This is a genomic window from Clostridium sp., from assembly GCF_036642255.1.
Classification (GTDB): domain Bacteria; phylum Bacillota; class Clostridia; order Clostridiales; family Clostridiaceae; genus Clostridium_J.
This window is the reverse complement of record NZ_JAVWDJ010000033.1, coordinates 25,091-43,269: the sequence shown is the minus strand read 5'-3', so window position 1 is coordinate 43,269 and position 18,179 is coordinate 25,091. Positions and strand designations below refer to the sequence as shown.

The following is an 18,179-nucleotide window of genomic DNA, read 5'->3' as shown; positions in this document are numbered from 1 at the left end:
TTGAAAGAGGAAAATGCGTACCTAATATTCCTTTAAGGGAACCATCTTTTTCATAAATGGGATAGGATGCTGTAATTGCTAAATCGTTTATTACAAAATGTTTATATATTGAAGAAAATGTTGCCATTCCCTTTTCCTTTGCATTTTTATACCATTCTCTTGTTCGTACATCGAATTTTCCAAAGTCCTTTACAAACTCACCTGCAGTTAGTTCTGAAGTTATAGAATAGTACTTGGAATTTCCTTTAGTTTCTCCATCACTTTTCATAATTTCTATATGGTTTTGTAAATTTCTACGTGCTCCATAATATTCGCCATCTTCTGTACCAAAACTAAAACTATATACATACTCTGGATTTGCCTTCATAGTCCCAGAAAAAAATACTTCAAGGTCTTGCTTATTGTGTACATCTACGAGGCCATTTTGAATTAGGTTGTGACCAACCTCATTGATATATGCCGGCACTTTTAGGAATGTGTCTAACTCACTTAAGATATGAGTATTTGCATCGTTCTCAATCTGCATAATTATAGTATTTATAGAAGTTTTCCATCCTGAGAATGCAACATATCCCATAATACATAGTATAGAAACTATAGTTACTATAAATGAAATAATTATTGAGCTCTTTAATGAATTCTTAGCCTTGTACACTTTACCCACCCACCCTTATAATATTCTATTTATATTTAGACAAAAACCACTATAATGTATATTGATTATACAAAATATTTCAAATTTTTACAATACTCGTTATGTGAGCTTCCCCCCAACAGTTTTGACATTAATACTAATGTATATTTTAGTTAAATCTTGTACGAGCTACGTGAATATCATAATTTTTGTTACTACCTCAAACATTAAATCTTAAATGTGTTGCAAAACAAAAGTACTCATTGAAAATAAGTATCTGTTCCATTGACTAAGGTAGTAAGATACGATTAAAAATAACAGAGAGAATCTATGCTTTAGATTCTCTCTGTTTTCTATATTTATATCATTTTTACACTTACTTTTTAACGAATGATGGTTTTTTTCAATAAGAATTAATAAGCTGTATTATCTGTATGAGATTCAATTTTTGTAAGAGATTTATCTTGAGTATTACTCGAATTACTTAAACTTTGGAAACTTGTACTGCTTCCCATATTACTTATAGCTTCATTTACCTTTTTATTTTTATTTCTCTTATTTCTATTCATAAGTCATTCTCCTTCCAAGTTATGCTTTAATCATAAGTTTCGTATTTTTCATTTTAAAATATGCGTGGAATTAATTTAAAATTTAATTTGAATTTACCCTTGATTTAGTATTAGTCTGTTTCTCTTGATGCTCTGCACCTTTTGTTCTTTTAGTTCCAATATTCACTTCTTGACTATTTGTACAGCATTTTTTTCCCTTTTCCATAATTGTTAGTCCTCCTTTTAAAGTACTTATAAATTTAACAGTTATTGTATTTGATTTGATATCATTAATATTATCTAAATGAAAACATTATTCTTCTAATAATTCTTCTACTGGTACTTCCAGGACTTCATCAGTGGGTAAAACTTTTACATGAACTTTCTTTCCATCTAAATGTATGTCTTCAATCCATACTGGTTTGGACCTATAATTCACATTTACGACACCATAAGAATCAAAGATTTCTTTTGCTCTTTCTAGTTTCATAATGCACCTCCTTAGTTATTATTATTTATATAACAGCTTGGTTTTATCCTTTTAAAAGTTTGCTTAATTAGTCAGACTTTACATAATCATAAGTAAAAAAGAGTCGTTATGTTATGAAAGCAAAAAAATTTTAATATGTTAAATAATAATTTTTTTAATTAATATTGATTAAAAATAAACAGGGTCGGTATTCCGACCCTGTGATTATATCTTTTCTCTTTTTGTGTAATGAGTATGAAGAAGTTCATGGGCTTTGTGTCCACCTGGTTTTCCTATATACTTCTCATAAAGCTCAATAACTGCAGGATTTTCATGGGACTTTCTTATATGTTTACTTCTATCTTCTCTATAAATAGCTTCCATTCTCTTTTTGACTATTTCCATATCTCCATGATTATAAGGTTGACCTCCACCATCAATGCAGCCGCCTGGACAAGCCATTATTTCAATGGCATGGTAGTGAGCCTTTCCCGCTTGAATATCTTCTAAGAGCTTTCTTGCATTTCCAAGACCATGAGCAACCCCAATTTTTATTTCTTCACCATTTATATTAACAGATGCTTCTTTTAGTCCATCTAATCCTCTTACACCATGAAACTCTACATCTTCTAAGGTTTTGTTAGTCAACCATTCATAGGCTGTTCTTAGTGCAGCTTCAATAACACCACCTGTAGTTCCAAAGATAACCGATGCTCCAGTAGATTCACCAAGAGGATGATCAAAATCTTCGTCTGGTAACTTTGTAAAGTCCAATCCTGCTTCTCTTATCATATCAGCAAATTCCCTAGTAGTAATAACTATATCAACATTTTTATTTCCTTCATGTTGAAGCTCAGGTCTTACAACTTCATATTTTTTCGCAATGCAAGGCATTACAGAAACTACAACAATTTTTTCAGGATCAATATTAATTTTTTCTGCTAAATACGTTTTAGCAATAGTTCCAAACATTATATGTGGTGATTTACACGTTGATGGTACATCTAACAAATCTGGAAATTGATGTTCTATGAATTTTACCCAACTTGGGCAGCAACTTGTGAGTATAGGTAATCTTCCACCATTTTGAAGTCTATGAATAAATTCAGTAGCTTCTTCCATAATTGTAACATCCGCTGCAAAATCTGTATCAAATACCTGCTTAAATCCAAGTCTTCTAAGGGCTGCCACCATTTTCCCTGTAACTATGGTACCTGGCTCCATATCAAACTCTTCACCTAAGGCAACTCTAATTGCAGGTGCTGTTTGAACTATAACATACTTATCAGGATCAGATAAAACTTCCCATAGCTTAGATACATGATTTACTGCTGTTAGTGCGGCAGTTGGGCAAACTGACACACATTGACCACAAAAAGTACATTGAGTATCCAGCATAGGCAACCCAAAGGCTGGTGATACAACTGTTTCAAACCCTCTATCTACTGCAGAATATATTCCACATGTTTGAACTTCATTACACATGGTTTCGCATCTTCTACACATTATGCATTTGTCTAAGTTTCTATATAATGCACCACTTGAGGAATCTTTTTTATAGTTTGACATATGTCCCTTATATTTAATTTTTCTTACTCGAAGGTCTGCTGCAAGCTTTTGTAATTGACAATCTCTATTTTTTTCACACACTAAACAATCAGTAGGATGATCTGATAATAATAGTTCAACCATAGTACGTCTTGCTTTTATAGCTCTAAGAGTATTAGTTTGAATTTTCATTCCTTCAAATACTTCTGTAGCACAAGCTGGAGCAAGATTACGCCTTCCTTCTACTTCAACTAGACATACTCTGCAAGATGCTGTTCTATTTACCATTTTAATATCGTGGAGATTTAAATAACATAAAGTTGGTATATTTACATTTATCTTACGAGCAGCATCTACAATTGTAGTACCTTCAGGTACTTCAGTATCTATACCATTTATAGTACACTTAACTAATTTCATAGCTTTAACTCCTTTCACCATTATTTCCTTGTAATCGCATTAAACTTACATTTCGTCACACAAGCCCCGCATTTAATACATTTATTTTGATCAATTATATGAGTCTTCTTAGCTGAGCCTGATATAGCTTCTGCTGGACAAACTCTAGAACACGCAGTGCATCCAACACACTTTTCTGGTAAGGTGGCATACTTTAACAGAGATGTACAAACTTTTGCAGGACAATCTTTATCTTTAACGTGAGCTACATACTCATCCCAGAAGAAGTTCATAGTGCTTAAAATTGGGTTTGGCGAAGTTTGACCTAGACCGCAAAGAGAAGAGTCTTTAACTATTTGACCTAAATCCTTTAAATCTTCCAAATGTTCCATAGTTCCTTTACCATCAGTAATCTCTTTTAGTGTTTCAAGTAGCCTCATATTTCCAACTCTACAAGCTGTACACCTACCACATGATTCATCACAACTAAATTCAAGATAGAATTTTGCTATATTAACCATGCAGTCATCCTCATCCATTACAATCATTCCACCAGATCCCATCATGGACCCAATAGCAATTAAATTGTCATAATCAATAGGAGTGTCTAAGTATGACGCTGGTATACATCCACCTGAAGGCCCTCCAGTTTGAACTGCCTTGAACTTCCTATCATTTTTTATTCCACCCCCTAGATCGAAAATAATCTCTCTTAAGGTAATACCCATTGGTACTTCAACTAAACCAACATTATTAATTTTCCCAGCCAATGCAAAAACCTTTGTACCTTTGCTCTTTTCAGTACCTATTGATCTAAACCACTCTGCACCCTTTAAAATAATTTGGCAGATATTTGCAAGAGTCTCTACATTATTAATATTAGTTGGTTTTTTCCAAAGACCTATTTCTGCTGGGAATGGAGGTTTAACTGTTGGTTCACCACGACCACCTTCAATAGAATTAATTAAGGCAGTTTCTTCTCCACAAATAAATGCACCTGCTCCATAACTTAAATCTATATTAAAGGTAAAACCTGAACCTAGAATATTTTCACCTAATAATCCCACTTCATAGGCCTGTTTTATAGCTGTTCTAAGCCTATTTATTGCAAGAGGGTATTCAGCTCTAATGTACACATATCCTTCAGAAGCCCCTACAGCATACCCCGCAATTGCCATAGCCTCAATTACTGAATGAGGGTCTCCTTCAAGAATACTTCTATCCATGAAAGCACCTGGATCACCTTCATCTGCGTTGCAGATTATGTATTTTATATCTGAGGTGGACTTCTTAGTTAACTCCCATTTCATACCTGTGGGGAAACCTCCGCCACCTCTTCCACGTAAACCACTTTTCTTGATTTCATTTATAACATCATCAGCACTCCATTGTTTTAAAATTTGTCCTATAGCTTGATATCCATCTACTGCTATATACTCATTTATGTTTTCTGGATCTATCAGTCCACAATTTCTTAAGGCTATTCTAATTTGTTTTTTATAAAATGGAATTTCATCTTGTTTTGAAATCAGCTTATTCGTTTCAGGATCATGATATAAAAAATTCTCCACAGGATTTCCACTAATAATATGTTCTTCAATTATTTTAACAGCTTTCTCTTTATCAACTTCTATGTAAAAGGTATTATCAGGTACTACCTTTACTATTGGCCCTTTTTCACAAAAACCAAAACATCCTGTTTTTATAACGTTTACTTCCTTCTCTAATCCCCTTTTATGTACTTCATCTTTTAAAACTCCTAAAACATCTACTCCTCCAGATGCTTGACAACCTGTTCCCCCACAAATAAGCAACTCTTTTTTGAAACCATCAATACTTTTATGCTCTGCAGCGTCAGAGTTTCGATTAATTACACTATGTTTAAATTTATCTCTTAAAACTGTAAGTTCTTCAAGAGATTTAATTTTAGTCATGTTCTTCCCTCCAATCAAAAATTCTAAATTTCCTTAACTTCACTTACTTCCCTAACTTCTTTATATTCACTTATGATTTTAGAAACATCTTCAACTTTTACTCTTCCAAATACCTTTCCATCTACAAGAACAACTGGCGCAAGGCCACAAGCCCCTACACACCTTAAAGAATCCAGTGAGAATATACCATCCTCACTCATATTTTTGCCCTCTTTAATGTTAAGTTGCTTTCTAAATTCTTCTAAAACTTTATCAGCACCCTTTACAAAACACGCAGTGCCCATGCATACATTGATAGTATGTTTACCTCTTGGTTCCATAGTAAAATAAGAGTAGAAGGTTGAAACTCCGAATACTTTGGCTGCAGTAACCCCTAGTTTTCTAGAAACAAATAATTGTAGATTTTCAGGAAGATATCCAAATAAATCTTGAGCTTCATGTAAAATATTTATAAGTGCTCCTTCTTTTCTTTCTAGCCCATCAATGTATTGTTCCAGTTTCTCCAATTTTTCTCTGTCCAGATTATATTTGCTGTAATCCATCATCCCATCACCTGCTAAATTGCAGGTATTTCACCGCCCTTTCACATTATCTAACTTAGACTTATCACATTAAGTATTTCCATATATAGATTTTATTTGCATACAGTGTGAATTTTTTTATAAATATTTTTATATTTGGTGATTTTCAAAAATGTATCTTAGTCACTTCTTACCTATGTTTAATATTGAACCTCTTATGTTATGAATCTCAGGGAAAGTATAAATTTTTTCATATTTGTTCCCTTTTTAGTAATTTGACGTTTAGACAACTTTTTTATTAAAACAAAACCTAGTAATGATTAACATTACTAGGTTTCTTTAAAAATCGAATTTTTTACCCATTTTCCTATGAGTGAAGACTATTTATGATAAAGTGTTTTATAAGTTTTAGTCACTGCATTATTTAAGATTTACACATACCATTAAAAACAAAGTCACATCCGATGCTTTTTGTACCTATATACCGCAACAAATTACTACTTCTGAACAAAGATTATATTCTTTAAAGTTATTTATACCAACAATTAGAGCTTCTCTATATTTTGAAGTATCCATTTCATCTTGAGGCCAGAAGTTTTTAACAATCAGTGTATTACTATTTTTATCTGTTTCCATCTCAATTCTTGCAATTAATTTGTTATCACATAGAATGGGTAAAACATAATAGCCATACTTTCGCTTTGCAACAGGAGTGTATACTTCCCATTTGTAGTCAAAGTCAAACAATTCACTGATTAATTTCCTATCCCAAAGTAAGTTATCTAGTGGTGCAAGGATTCTAGCATAACTACTTTTAATAGGGTTCTTTAATGATGTTTTCAGTAATTCAAGATTTTTATTTGCTATATATAAAGGATGTTTCACACCTTCAACTATAATTTCGGAAATTTTCCTATCACTGAGTAATGCAGTAAAGGCCCTATTACGCTGCTCACTTTTTAGTCCAACAATGCCAAGCCAAGCATCGCTGGGTTTATTCCATAATACACCTATACTATTAATTCTACGAAGGATACCCCATTTATAGTATTCTTCATCTATATTGTTTGGATCAGGCATATTATAAAAATTTTGTGATATGTACTTTTCGGCTAGACCATAATATCTTCGTGTTCCCTTTTTATGATGAACCACAGCAAGGCCAGCGTAACACATACACTCTAAGGCAGCTTTTGCAAGTCTTTGCGGTCCATAATGCCAATCTACTTTTTCTTCAAAGGGAAAATCTGAAGAACATGCAAAATCATTAATTTGCAAATAGTGAGTTATCATATCAATGGTATCTTTATGTTCGTCACACCACTTCAAATATCTTTTTCTAAATCTTTCAAAGTATGGCCAATCACTTACGTAGCATATAGACATATTTTTATCCCAAACATCAAAAAGTGCCCTATCTGAATAAAGATATTTTTCAATATCCCCTTTTATATAACTTCTACATCTAGATTGCAATACCAAATCAGTATTTCGACCTACAACATTTAGAGGGTCATACTGAATACACCCAGCGTTACGAATAAATTCTATAATACTATCATTAGTTTGAAGTATTGAATCATCACTTAAATGTTGATAAGCAACTAGATAATTACAAATTTCTTGTTTTGTATAAAATGTTGATGAAATATTAATCACTCCGTTCATTTAGTTTTCTATTAATTAAAACCATTATCTTATCATTAACATATTGTATTATATTCTGATTCTTCTTTAACTTCTCGTTCAAAATATCCTTAAGACTTTATTTTTTATTTGCTTCACTGTCTAAAAATTTATAACTATATTTATTGATACTCACCATAAGAATGTCATCACCTTTTAACACAACTACTCTTACTTCTTTTCTATAATTATATATGAATTCTCCTATCTAAATCTTGAATTTCTGATGAATAGATGAAACTCATAATAAAACATCTAACTCTTTACTTCTTAAATCCTTAGTTGACTAACGTATTTATTCAATTTTACCATATACTTATTATATCAATATATTTTTATTTCTTGTTATTATAATTTAAAGACATGATATAAAAGTTTTTATCAAGCTTTGATTTATATAACTCAATATTAATATTTTCATTAATCCTTTTTGAATCCTCTTATAGATTTATTGGATAAAAAAAGACACCCATATTTGGGCATCCTTTTTAGCTCTATAATATAGGTTTATCTTATTTTGAGATATCAACACTTTTTCATTTTAATTCCTACTTTGCTCTTTTTAAAACATCGGGAATTATGAATATCAATCTCTTTTTTATTTAAATCTTTCATTGAGTAAGGTAGTTATTTTTTTTAGCATAAATTCATTTTCATCAAAGTTTTCAAATAAATTCGCTGTTTTTTCCTTACTTAATTCCATTATATTTTCTAATATAGCTAACGTACCTTCGGCTTCATATTCCTTTATTAAAGTTTTACCCACAGACCTTATATTCTCAAATAGCTCTAACTCAAGATATAGCCCATGACTATATTCTACTTCCAAAGAAACTTTATTGATGAAACTTCTTAAGTTTTCAAAATCTAAATCTTTTTCCTCTAATTCTTCTATCTCTTCAAACCAAATACTAAAAGTTTCTATAGCTTTTTCATATCCTTTAACTTCAGAAAACTCTAATATTTGTATAGCTTCATCATAATCGCATACATCAAAATATACCTCTTGCTCTTCTATTCCAATGTACTTAGTTATAATAACAGAGGGTAATAGTAAATACTTAATAAAGGAATAGAGTTTCTTTTTAGAAATGCAACATACCCAGTTTCGTACACCTACATTACTAAATTGATTAACCATTGAATATTTTAATATATAGCCATCTATTGTAATAGAAATATCTTCATTATTTTTCACCCAATTTCTCCAATATGCTATTAAATTTATACTCATATGCCTCATCCCCCTTTAGTAATCTTTAAAGCACTCTTAAATAAGGTATTCTTTGTGAGTTTCCTAAATTTTAAAACGTTAAAGTTGTTTAGAAATCTACGCTTTATGATTATCGTGTGTAGACGCCATTACTTAATAAATTTTTTTACATCATCCAGTGGATTTTTTTTATAATTATATAACTGTAATTGCAATAGCACATTAATATTTATAAAAAGTTTAAGAACCTTACAAATACAATAGTATAAACTTTGTTAACCCCTTAAATTTCACCACAATGAAAAAAGTGCGAAGAGCCAATCTCTCGCACCTTTATTATTTAATCTATCATCTATCCTCTTAAACTAAGAAGCTTCTTCTTTAACTCTTCTTCAATATGGTTAAGTTCCATCTCAGCCGCTTTTCGTTGTTCTCTTCCTTCAATTTGAATACGCATTACCTCGTCAAGGGTTGAGATTAAAGATTCATTAGTTATACGTAATGTCTCAATATCCACAACTCCTCTCTCGGATTCTTTTGCAGTTTCTATGGTTGACATTTTAAGAGTTTCTGCATTCTTACGTAGAAGCTCATTGGTCATATCTGTAACTTCACGTTGTGCTCTAGCTGCATCAGTAGAATGAGCCACTCCGAGTGCCAATACCATTTGACTTTTCCAAAGTGGAATAGTGTTAACAATTGTAGACTGAATTTTTTCAGACATCAATGTATCATTATTTTGCACAAGGCGAATTTGTGGAGCCATTTGAATAGAAATCATTCTTGTTAACTCCAAATCATGAATTTTCTTCTCAAATCTATTACACAAAGCTGAAAAATCATTAACTGCCTGTGCATCTTCTGGAAGTCCACTTAAACTGGCCTTTTGTGCCAATGCAGGTAGTTCCTCTGCCTGTAATTTTTCAAGTTTCTTTTTTCCTGCCAAAATGTACATTGAAAGTTCTTTAAAATAAACCTTATTAAGTTCATACATCTTATCAAGGATGGCAATATCCTTAAAAAGCTGCATTTGATGACTTTCTAACACATTGCAAATCTTATTGATATTTGATTCTACCTTGGTATATTTTTCTTTCATGGCAGTTAACTTATTTGCACTTTTCTTGAAAAATCCTAAGAAGCCATTTTTCTCTTCTGTAGTATCAAAGTTCTTTAGCTCTAATACTACATTAGAAAGCATGCCACCTATTTCTCCCAAATCTTTTGTTTTTACATTATTTAATGCTGACTCAGAGAAATCAGCTATTTTCTTCTGAGATCCTACTCCATATTGGAGAATCATATTGGAATTTGTTATATCAATTTTTGATGCAAATTCCTCCACCATCTTCTTTTCTTCATCGGTTAAAAAGCTATCATCTAATGCTGGAGCCTGCTTTTTTTCTTCTTTTACTTTAATTACAGTGGTCTCTTCTTCAAAAGGTTCAAAAGTTAAGGTTGGCATCTCATTTATTCCATCTTTCATTTCATTGCTCACTATGTAGTCCTCCTTTTATCTTACTTTTTAAAATCGCTTTTTCTTAAGCCTTCTTTAGAAAGCATTGTCTCTAATACTGAAATATCAGAAGAAATATCAAATGCTATATCCTGAAACAAATCATCTAATAATTTTTCATAGGCACCACTTATGGTGTCTAAGGTATCTTCTATTTCATTTTTAGCATTCATTATATTTTCTCCCTGAACTGGTTGGGCATCGAGGTCTTTATAGCCATTTACCAACTTTAATGTAATAGGAAGATAATAATTCATTAGCTTGTGAAGTTCTGGAAGTTGTTCAGGATGCTTTTCTACATAGTTAAATATTTTTTCTGTAATCATCTCTAATCTGTCTAACTTCCTTGAAATTTCTTCTCCTGGTATGGCATCATTAGCTTCTCTAATCTGCATAATATAATTTTTGCCACTTTCAATTGTTTCTCTCATTTCTTTTTGAGAAGGGTCTTTTGCCCTTTCTTCTTCTTCTCTTTTCTTTTTCATTTCTTCTTGCTCACGCTGTTTCAAGGACTCTTGTGCCTTTAAATACTGATCATACACTTCATGACTTAACAAGAGACTGGTTTTCGCCTCATCGATGTGCCCTTGAGGAAACATTCCTAAGTCAATCATTTTTCTTAAGTCTTTCGCCACAAACTTATCTGATTCTCCAATATGAGAAGCCAGTTCCTTAATTGTGCAGAAGCTACGACTTCCAAGTAGTCTTACATATTTGTTAAAGCGGTTTACTCTTTTTCTAAGTTTAATGCCTTTTAAACCCACTAGGGTGCTAGAACCAAAAAGCACAGACAAACTCCCAAGAACAACACCAGAAATTGCTGAAGAAGTACTTAGGAAAGTATTAACAACACCATAAGCTATCAGCCCACCACCAAAGAGTCCAGTTCCTAGAAAACCAAATACCATATATAATATGCTTGAAACACTTCCAGCTGGTTTCTTAGAAATTTGTATCACAGACTTATTGTAAATGTTGGACATGGCATGCGGATTTTTGTAAGTACCTGTACCTTGATAAGTGTTTTTATAACCATTTTGATAAGTTCCAGTGCCCTGATGAGCACCTGTATTTTGATAATTGCCAGTACCTTGATTTGTACTTGGCCCTTGTTTTGTGTAATCAAATTTATCCTTTGGTTCATTATAATCTACCTTAAAATTTCTTCTTACTTCATTTAAAGTGTTTTCTGCAGTATACTTAATTTCTTCCTTAAGCCTAGTAAAATCCCTAGAATTTAAGGCATCCTGAACCGTTGACCAAATTTCATCTCCCCAATTCGAAAAATCCTTCTTGTCCATATTAACTCCTCCAAATTAACTCCAAGAGCTATTAAAAAAATAATCTCTGCACTATTAAGTACAAGACTATTTTTATCTTCTATAATAATTTACTGTTTTAATTATATAATAAAATTTGTAAAATAACAATTTATTAACTTACCTTTTAATATTCATTTAAATACTTTCGGCTTACGATTATTACTGCCTTTAACTTCCTAATAATTAAGTTGGCGTTTAATCTTTAATCAATAGTAACCTAATTAGAAAAATAAGTCTCAGTAATTTAAAGTATAACTATAATGGATATCTTTTCGTACATAGTTTATAATATGCTACTCATTTAATAATGTTAGCCAGTTTATCGATAATTTATTACTCTTTTAGATTCATAATCCTGTGATAATACGAAGACTTTTACCAAAAGTCCCTCTGTTATTTAAAATTTATCTTTTCATTTAAATTTTTATGAAAAGACTCTTTACTACTTATACTTAGGAATTGAAGTTAACAGTTAAATTATCAATGAAATCATCTTGGTTCTCTAAGTCTTTTGGTAATAAATATTAAGTCTTATGGAGAAAGCTCTATAAAAGGGTGATTATCTTTGATTGATTCTGTATAAATCTATTGACAAAGAAAATTTCTTTGATGCTTCATTTATTTAATGGCATCAAGTGATATTTTAAAAACTAAAAAGAGCTATCTAAGTAATATCTTACATAAATAGCTCCTGTTGTTTTTTATATATTTTTATAAGTACTTTAAATGAAAATTTCTAAGGGGTTGAATTTTCACTAGTTAAGTATTATAAGAAGTTCTTAATTGCTGCTAAAATCTTTAACTCATTGGGATGGTAATGAGTACTATGGACTCTCGAAGAAACAAGCTAAAAAACACCCTTTCCCCAAAGGTTACATATTCCTATTTATCTTTGAACCCTACCTGATGAATCACCATTCATAAGAGTTTCAACTTCATCTACAGAAGCAAGGTTAAAATCTCCTTCTATAGTATGCTTTAAACAAGAAGCAGCTACAGCAAATTCAAGAGCTTCTTGATTGGAATATCCTGAAGTTAAACCGTATATAAGTCCTGCGCCAAAGGAATCTCCACCACCAACTCTATCTACTATATGCATTTTATATTTTTTTGAGTTGTAGAAGTTTTCTCCATCATAAAGCATAGCAGACCAGCCATTATCAGAGGCAGAGAAACTTTCTCTAAGGGTAATTGCAACGTACTTTAACCCAAATCTTTCTGTAAGCTGCTTTGCAACATTCTTGTAACCTTCATCACTTAAAGTTCCCCCAGTAATGTCAGTTCCCTCTGCTTTAATTCCAAATACTTTTTCTGCATCCTCTTCATTTGCTATTACTACATCACAGTATTTAACAATCTCACCCATAACTTGGCCAGCTTTTTCACTACTCCAAAGTTTTTTTCTGAAATTTAAATCTACGCTTACTGTAACACCAGCTTTTTTTGCTGCTTTAACTGCATCTAAAGTTATTGCTGCACATTCCTCTGAAAGTGCAGGAGTTATTCCTGTGAAATGGAACCAATGTGCATCCATAAATATTTCTTTCCAATTAAAATCATCCCTATTAGCTTCTGCTATAGCTGAGTGTGCTCTATCGTAAATTACCTTAGATGGTCTTTGAGATGCTCCTTTTTCACAGTAGTAAATTCCTACTCTTTCCCCATCTCTTACAATCATGCTAGTATCTACACCATATCGTCTTAGCTCATTTACTGCACATTGACCAATTTCATGTTTTGGTAATTTTGTTACAAAATATGCATCTTTTCCATAATTAGAAAGGGACACTGCTACATTTGCTTCTCCTCCGCCGTAAACAACACCAAATTCTTTTGATTGTAAAAATCTTTCAAAACCAACTGGTGCAAGTCTAAGCATAATTTCGCCAAATGTTATAAATTTTCCCATGTTATTACCTCCTAAAATTTTAGAGCATTTTCCTTCGTAGTACAAACTTTCTTACCTTTATTTGATGTTGCATCTAATCATTTTTGTTCTCTCGCTTTTCTTACCGCTTCAACAAATTTAGCAGCAGTTTCAGTTACTAGTTCATAGTTTCCATCTTTTGCTCCTCTAGTGAGTTCTCCGCCAGTCCCTACTGCTACGGCACCAGCTTTAATCCAGTCTTTCGCATTATCAAGAGATACTCCCCCAGTTGGCATAAAATTACCTTGTGGTAGAGGTCCTTTTAAAGAGCTTATGATTGAGGGACCAAAAGCGTTTCCTGGAAATACCTTTAACACCTCTACACCTAACTCTAGTGCTTCAATGGATTCCTTTACTGTCATAATTCCTGGCATAATTGCTACTCTATATCTGTTACATAGCTTTACAGTTTCTGCATTTAAACTTGGACTTACAATATACTTCGCCCCTGCTAATATGCAAGCTCTTGCAGTTTCTGGATCAAGAACAGTTCCTGCACCAATAAGTACTTCCTCATCATCCTTATATACTTCAGATAATTCTTTAATTATATCTATAGCTCCAGGCACAGTCATTGTGACTTCAAGTGCTTTAACTCCACCTTTTTTAACTGCATCTGCAATTTTTATTCCTTCTTCTTTAGATGTTGCTCTAATAACAGCAACTATTCCATATTCACATATCTTTTGAATCACTTGTAATCTTTTCATAATTTACACCTCATACTTTAGATTTAAGCATTACAGTATTTCTTTAAAGTTTCTCTTACTGCACCCTTACCTGTTACTAACTCGGCAAAGTAATATTCCACAACTTCGCCTAATCCCGCTTCATATAAATCAATTCCAAAAATTGCAGCGTTTGATAAAATAGGTTTAAGTTGAGTGGTGAAAGGTCCAATATCACCAAGTGCAATATTTGCAACCTTTGGTGCTACTTCTTCTAGTAGTGGATCAGGACTTAACTCCATTTTATTTCCGTTGTCATCGATACCCATTAAATATCTGCACCATCCAGCTAAAACGAGTGGAATTAACTTTAAGCTAGTAACATTTAGATCTTCTCTTCCTATATAAGCTTTTATAGTTTCACCAAAACGAATACCCAATTTTTGAGAAGTATCAGTTGCAATTCTTTGTGGCGTATCAGGCATAAATGGATTTGGGATTCTTACTTGAAGCACTTCATCGATAAAGGCTTTAGGATCAATTATGCCTGGATTTACAACTACAGGTAGCCCTTCAACATAACCAACTTTTTCTACAAGAGCTTTTAGTTCTGAATCTTGCATTTCTTTAGAAATTAAGTTGTAACCTAATAGGCAACCATATATTGCAAGAGCTGTGTGTATGGGATTAAGACAAGTACAAACCTTCATCTTCTCAACTTTGTCAACAGTTTCTCTGTCAGTAAATATTACCCCACCCTCTTCTAGGTTAGGTCTTCCATTTGGAAATAAATCTTCTATTATTAAATATTGGGGCTCTTCAGCATTTACAAAAGGAGCAACATAAGTATTTTTTGATGTTATAATATCATCAACGTCTTCAAAACCATCTTTCAAAAGCATTTCTCTAACGCTGCCATCAGGTCTAGGAGTAATTTTATCAATCATGCTCCAAGGAAAAGAAACTGATTTTGGATCATTGATATATGTCTCAAAGCCTTGTTCTCCCACACCATTTTCTATCCATTTTTTAGCGAAGGTATTAACTGCATTATAAAGCTTGGTCCCATTGTGCGAGCAGTTGTCCATGCTTACTAGTGCCAATGGTGTTTTTCCATTTATATATCTTTCATAAACAAGGGAAGCTAACTTGCCAATATAGCTTACTGGAGACTTTGGACCATTTTTGAAGTCCTCTTCCACTGCTTGAAAATACTCACCTTTAGCATTAACTAAGCTATATCCTTTTTCAGTGATTGTAAAACTCACCATTTGAAGGCTAGGATTTACGAAAATTTCTTTTAATCTATTCCAGTTTGGTTCGCTATGTGAGTCCACCATTAAAGATTCCACAATACTTGCTACCACTGTTTTTTCAATGGTTCCATTAGCTTTCAAAGTAACAAGAAGACTTAATTCATCATGAGGCTTGTTCATTTTCTCTATAATTTCATAATCAAATCCTTCAGCTACAATGATTCCTTTATCACTTTTACCTTCATTCAAAATGTTTTGTTGCACATTTGCTGTAAAGGCTCTGAAGATATTACCAGCACCAAAGTGTATCCAGTTAGGATTTGACATAGTATTTGCTTTTACTGTTTCAAGGTTAAATTTAGGAAGTTTAAATCCTGCTTTTTCCCATGTAGAGACATTATTTAATTCCTTAGCATTTAATTTCATTTCGTCCCCCTCTTTCTTCCATTATGCTTACCTATATTTATTAAATGCCTATCTCTATTGAAGCTTTTGCAAGAAAACTTTAGTCTACTTACACTATGCGACACTTTAGAGATAGGCAATATTCTATAATTTTCTTAGTTACTTTACTTTGATGCTTTATCTATTGCTTCCCATAGACCATTTAAGTATGTTGCTCCTAATGCTCTGTCATATAATCCATATCCAGGCATTGCAACTTCGTCCCAAATCATTCTGCCATGGTCAGGTCTAATTGGACCTTCTAAACCAATTTCATGGAAAGCTTTCATGATTTCATACATATCTAAGGATCCGTCCGAAGAAAGGTGAGCTGCCTCATCAAATTTACCTGGTGCTAAATGAATAACGTTTCTAACATGTCCAAAATGAATTCTACCTTTAAAGCTTCTAATCATATCTGGAATGTCATTATTAGGATTAGAACCTAATGACCCTGTACATAATGTTAAGCCGTTGTTCACCACTGGAACTGCATCTAACATTCTTTGAATGTTTTTCTTATTATTTATAATTCTTGGCAGACCATACACAGACCAGGCTGGGTCGTCTTGATGAATCGCCATTTTAATCCCGTATTTTTCACAAGTTGGCATAATAGCTTTTAAAAAGTACACAAGATTTTCAAATAACTTTTCTTCATCTATCTCCTTGTACATTTCAAATAATTCTTTAACTCTTGCAAGTCTTTCAGGTTCCCAACCAGGCATTGTAAATCCATTAGAATTAGCATCTAATTGTTCAAACATCTTAGTTGGATCTATTTCGTCGATAAGCTCTTGATCATAAGATAAAACTGTAGCTCCGTCAGGTCTCTCCTTAGCCAAGTTAGATCTTGTCCAATCAAACACAGGCATGAAGTTGTAGCATACTAAGTTAATGCCTTCTTCACCTAAGTTTGTAAGAGTTTCTATATAGTTAGCAATATATTCATCTCTTGAAGGAATACCAATTTTAATATCATCATGTATATTTACACTTTCAATACCGCTAATTTCTAACCCTGCTGCTTCCACTTCTTCTTTCATGGCTCTGATGGCTTCTTTGCTCCAAACTTCACCAGGTTTTGTATCATAAAGTGTTGTAATAACTCCTACGCAACCAGGAATTTGTCTGATTTGTTTTAAAGTTACGCTGTCGTGTTTACTTCCAAACCATCTTAAGGTCATTTTCATGTCTCTATCCCTGCCTTTTTATATTAATATATTTTTCACTATCATACTGTTCAAAATAATAGATATATGAGTATTGTTCTATTTAACAAAATGAGGAAAATCTCTTTTTACTACTTCTTGATCGGACTTAACGCTACTTAAGTGCATATCCATTGCTTTTTCAGCTCTTTCAGCATCTCTTTCTTTTATAGAATTCATTATTTCCTTGTGCTGAGCAAGAATCTCATCTAAATCTGAATTAGACTTTACTCTTAGCATTCTTATACGATAAAAATCACTGCTGAGTCCCTCAACCAAGGAACAAGTACGTTCTTTTTTACAATATTTGAAGATGATTCTATGAAAAATTTCATCTAAATCCATAAGTTTTAATAGATTATTTCTACTTACAACAAATTCTTGCATGTTCATGTTTTCTTCTAATTCCATTACAAGCTCTTCACTCCAAAAATCAATACATGCCATTCTTACAATAGACTTCTCCAGAGTCTTTCTTACGAATCTACCTTCACTAACTAGTTCCATGTTAATTAAAGAAACACTGGTACCCTTTTGTGGGTAAATTTCAAGTAGTTCTTCTTGTGATAATCTTATAAAAGCTTCCCTAACTGGAGTTCTACTTACACTAAGTTCTTCAGCAATCTCATTTTCGCTAATATTTTGACCTGGCTTAAGATTTATGTGAAGGATATTGTACTTTAAAACCCTCAAAACATAATCTCTAGCCGACTCACCTTTTATTTTATCTAATACTTCCATATTCAATTAAATTCTCCCCTTCACTTGTCTAATGCAGACTGTCATACCATATGTTTGTTTTATCTACATATATATTTTAATAATATTTCTAAATTCACGTTGTATTGGCAACTACACTAAGGATAGATAAAAATAAGCCATA

General features: G+C 32.4%; 15 protein-coding genes and 1 pseudogene. All 16 read right to left on the bottom strand.

All coding sequences use genetic code 11. From position 1 onward, the window contains the following. A pseudogene (locus RR409_RS15440) lies at nucleotides 1-655 on the bottom strand (hybrid sensor histidine kinase/response regulator); the annotation flags it as partial. 392 nt (nucleotides 656-1,047) lie between these two features. Continuing rightward, nucleotides 1,048-1,203 (bottom strand): hypothetical protein, encoded by a 156-nt coding sequence (locus RR409_RS15435; protein WP_332558663.1) that lies wholly within the window; start codon nucleotides 1,201-1,203, stop codon nucleotides 1,048-1,050. Nucleotides 1,204-1,285: 82 nt separating this feature from the next. After that, nucleotides 1,286-1,408, bottom strand: a complete 123-nt coding sequence (locus RR409_RS15430; protein WP_332558662.1) for a hypothetical protein — start codon at nucleotides 1,406-1,408, stop codon at nucleotides 1,286-1,288. 87 nt (nucleotides 1,409-1,495) lie between these two features. After that, a complete protein-coding gene (locus RR409_RS15425; RefSeq protein ID WP_332558661.1) occupies nucleotides 1,496-1,672 on the bottom strand; it encodes an H-type small acid-soluble spore protein in 177 nt (58 codons plus the stop codon). A gap of 204 nt (nucleotides 1,673-1,876) precedes the next feature. Continuing rightward, nucleotides 1,877-3,619, bottom strand: coding sequence for an NADH-dependent [FeFe] hydrogenase, group A6 (locus RR409_RS15420; RefSeq protein WP_332558660.1), 1,743 nt, complete (start codon nucleotides 3,617-3,619; stop codon nucleotides 1,877-1,879). A 20-nt stretch (nucleotides 3,620-3,639) separates the two neighbouring features. Beyond that, nucleotides 3,640-5,532: an NADH-quinone oxidoreductase subunit NuoF gene (locus RR409_RS15415; protein WP_332558659.1), complete on the bottom strand. Its 1,893-nt coding sequence runs from the start codon at nucleotides 5,530-5,532 to the stop codon at nucleotides 3,640-3,642. Nucleotides 5,533-5,555: 23 nt separating this feature from the next. Further along, on the bottom strand, nucleotides 5,556-6,074 hold the full coding sequence (locus RR409_RS15410; RefSeq protein WP_332558665.1) for an NAD(P)H-dependent oxidoreductase subunit E: 519 nt from the start codon (nucleotides 6,072-6,074) through the stop codon (nucleotides 5,556-5,558). Between the two features lie 456 nt (nucleotides 6,075-6,530). Further along, complete coding sequence (locus tag RR409_RS15405; protein ID WP_332558658.1) at nucleotides 6,531-7,721, bottom strand: crosslink repair DNA glycosylase YcaQ family protein; 1,191 nt, start codon at nucleotides 7,719-7,721, stop codon at nucleotides 6,531-6,533. Nucleotides 7,722-8,337: 616 nt separating this feature from the next. Beyond that, entirely contained in the window at nucleotides 8,338-8,973 is a 636-nt protein-coding gene (locus RR409_RS15400; protein WP_332558657.1) for a hypothetical protein, read from the bottom strand. 331 nt (nucleotides 8,974-9,304) lie between these two features. Further along, nucleotides 9,305-10,450, bottom strand: coding sequence for a toxic anion resistance protein (locus RR409_RS15395; RefSeq protein WP_332558656.1), 1,146 nt, complete (start codon nucleotides 10,448-10,450; stop codon nucleotides 9,305-9,307). A gap of 20 nt (nucleotides 10,451-10,470) precedes the next feature. Then, nucleotides 10,471-11,769 carry a 5-bromo-4-chloroindolyl phosphate hydrolysis family protein gene (locus RR409_RS15390; RefSeq protein WP_332558655.1) on the bottom strand — a complete coding sequence of 433 codons (1,299 nt, stop codon included), beginning with the start codon at nucleotides 11,767-11,769 and terminating at the stop codon, nucleotides 10,471-10,473. Between the two features lie 907 nt (nucleotides 11,770-12,676). Further along, a complete protein-coding gene (locus RR409_RS15385; protein ID WP_332558654.1) occupies nucleotides 12,677-13,699 on the bottom strand; it encodes a sugar kinase in 1,023 nt (340 codons plus the stop codon). Nucleotides 13,700-13,776: 77 nt separating this feature from the next. After that, nucleotides 13,777-14,427 (bottom strand): bifunctional 4-hydroxy-2-oxoglutarate aldolase/2-dehydro-3-deoxy-phosphogluconate aldolase, encoded by a 651-nt coding sequence (locus tag RR409_RS15380; protein ID WP_332558653.1) that lies wholly within the window; start codon nucleotides 14,425-14,427, stop codon nucleotides 13,777-13,779. Nucleotides 14,428-14,450: 23 nt separating this feature from the next. After that, the gene (locus tag RR409_RS15375; protein WP_332558652.1) at nucleotides 14,451-16,067 is read right to left on the bottom strand and encodes a mannitol dehydrogenase family protein; all 1,617 of its coding nucleotides are present in this window, start codon (nucleotides 16,065-16,067) and stop codon (nucleotides 14,451-14,453) included. A gap of 143 nt (nucleotides 16,068-16,210) precedes the next feature. Then, complete coding sequence (gene uxuA / locus RR409_RS15370; RefSeq protein WP_332558651.1) at nucleotides 16,211-17,278, bottom strand: mannonate dehydratase; 1,068 nt, start codon at nucleotides 17,276-17,278, stop codon at nucleotides 16,211-16,213. 78 nt (nucleotides 17,279-17,356) lie between these two features. Further along, nucleotides 17,357-18,037, bottom strand: a complete 681-nt coding sequence (locus tag RR409_RS15365) for a GntR family transcriptional regulator (RefSeq protein ID WP_332558664.1) — start codon at nucleotides 18,035-18,037, stop codon at nucleotides 17,357-17,359. Nucleotides 18,038-18,179: the final 142 nt, after the last annotated feature.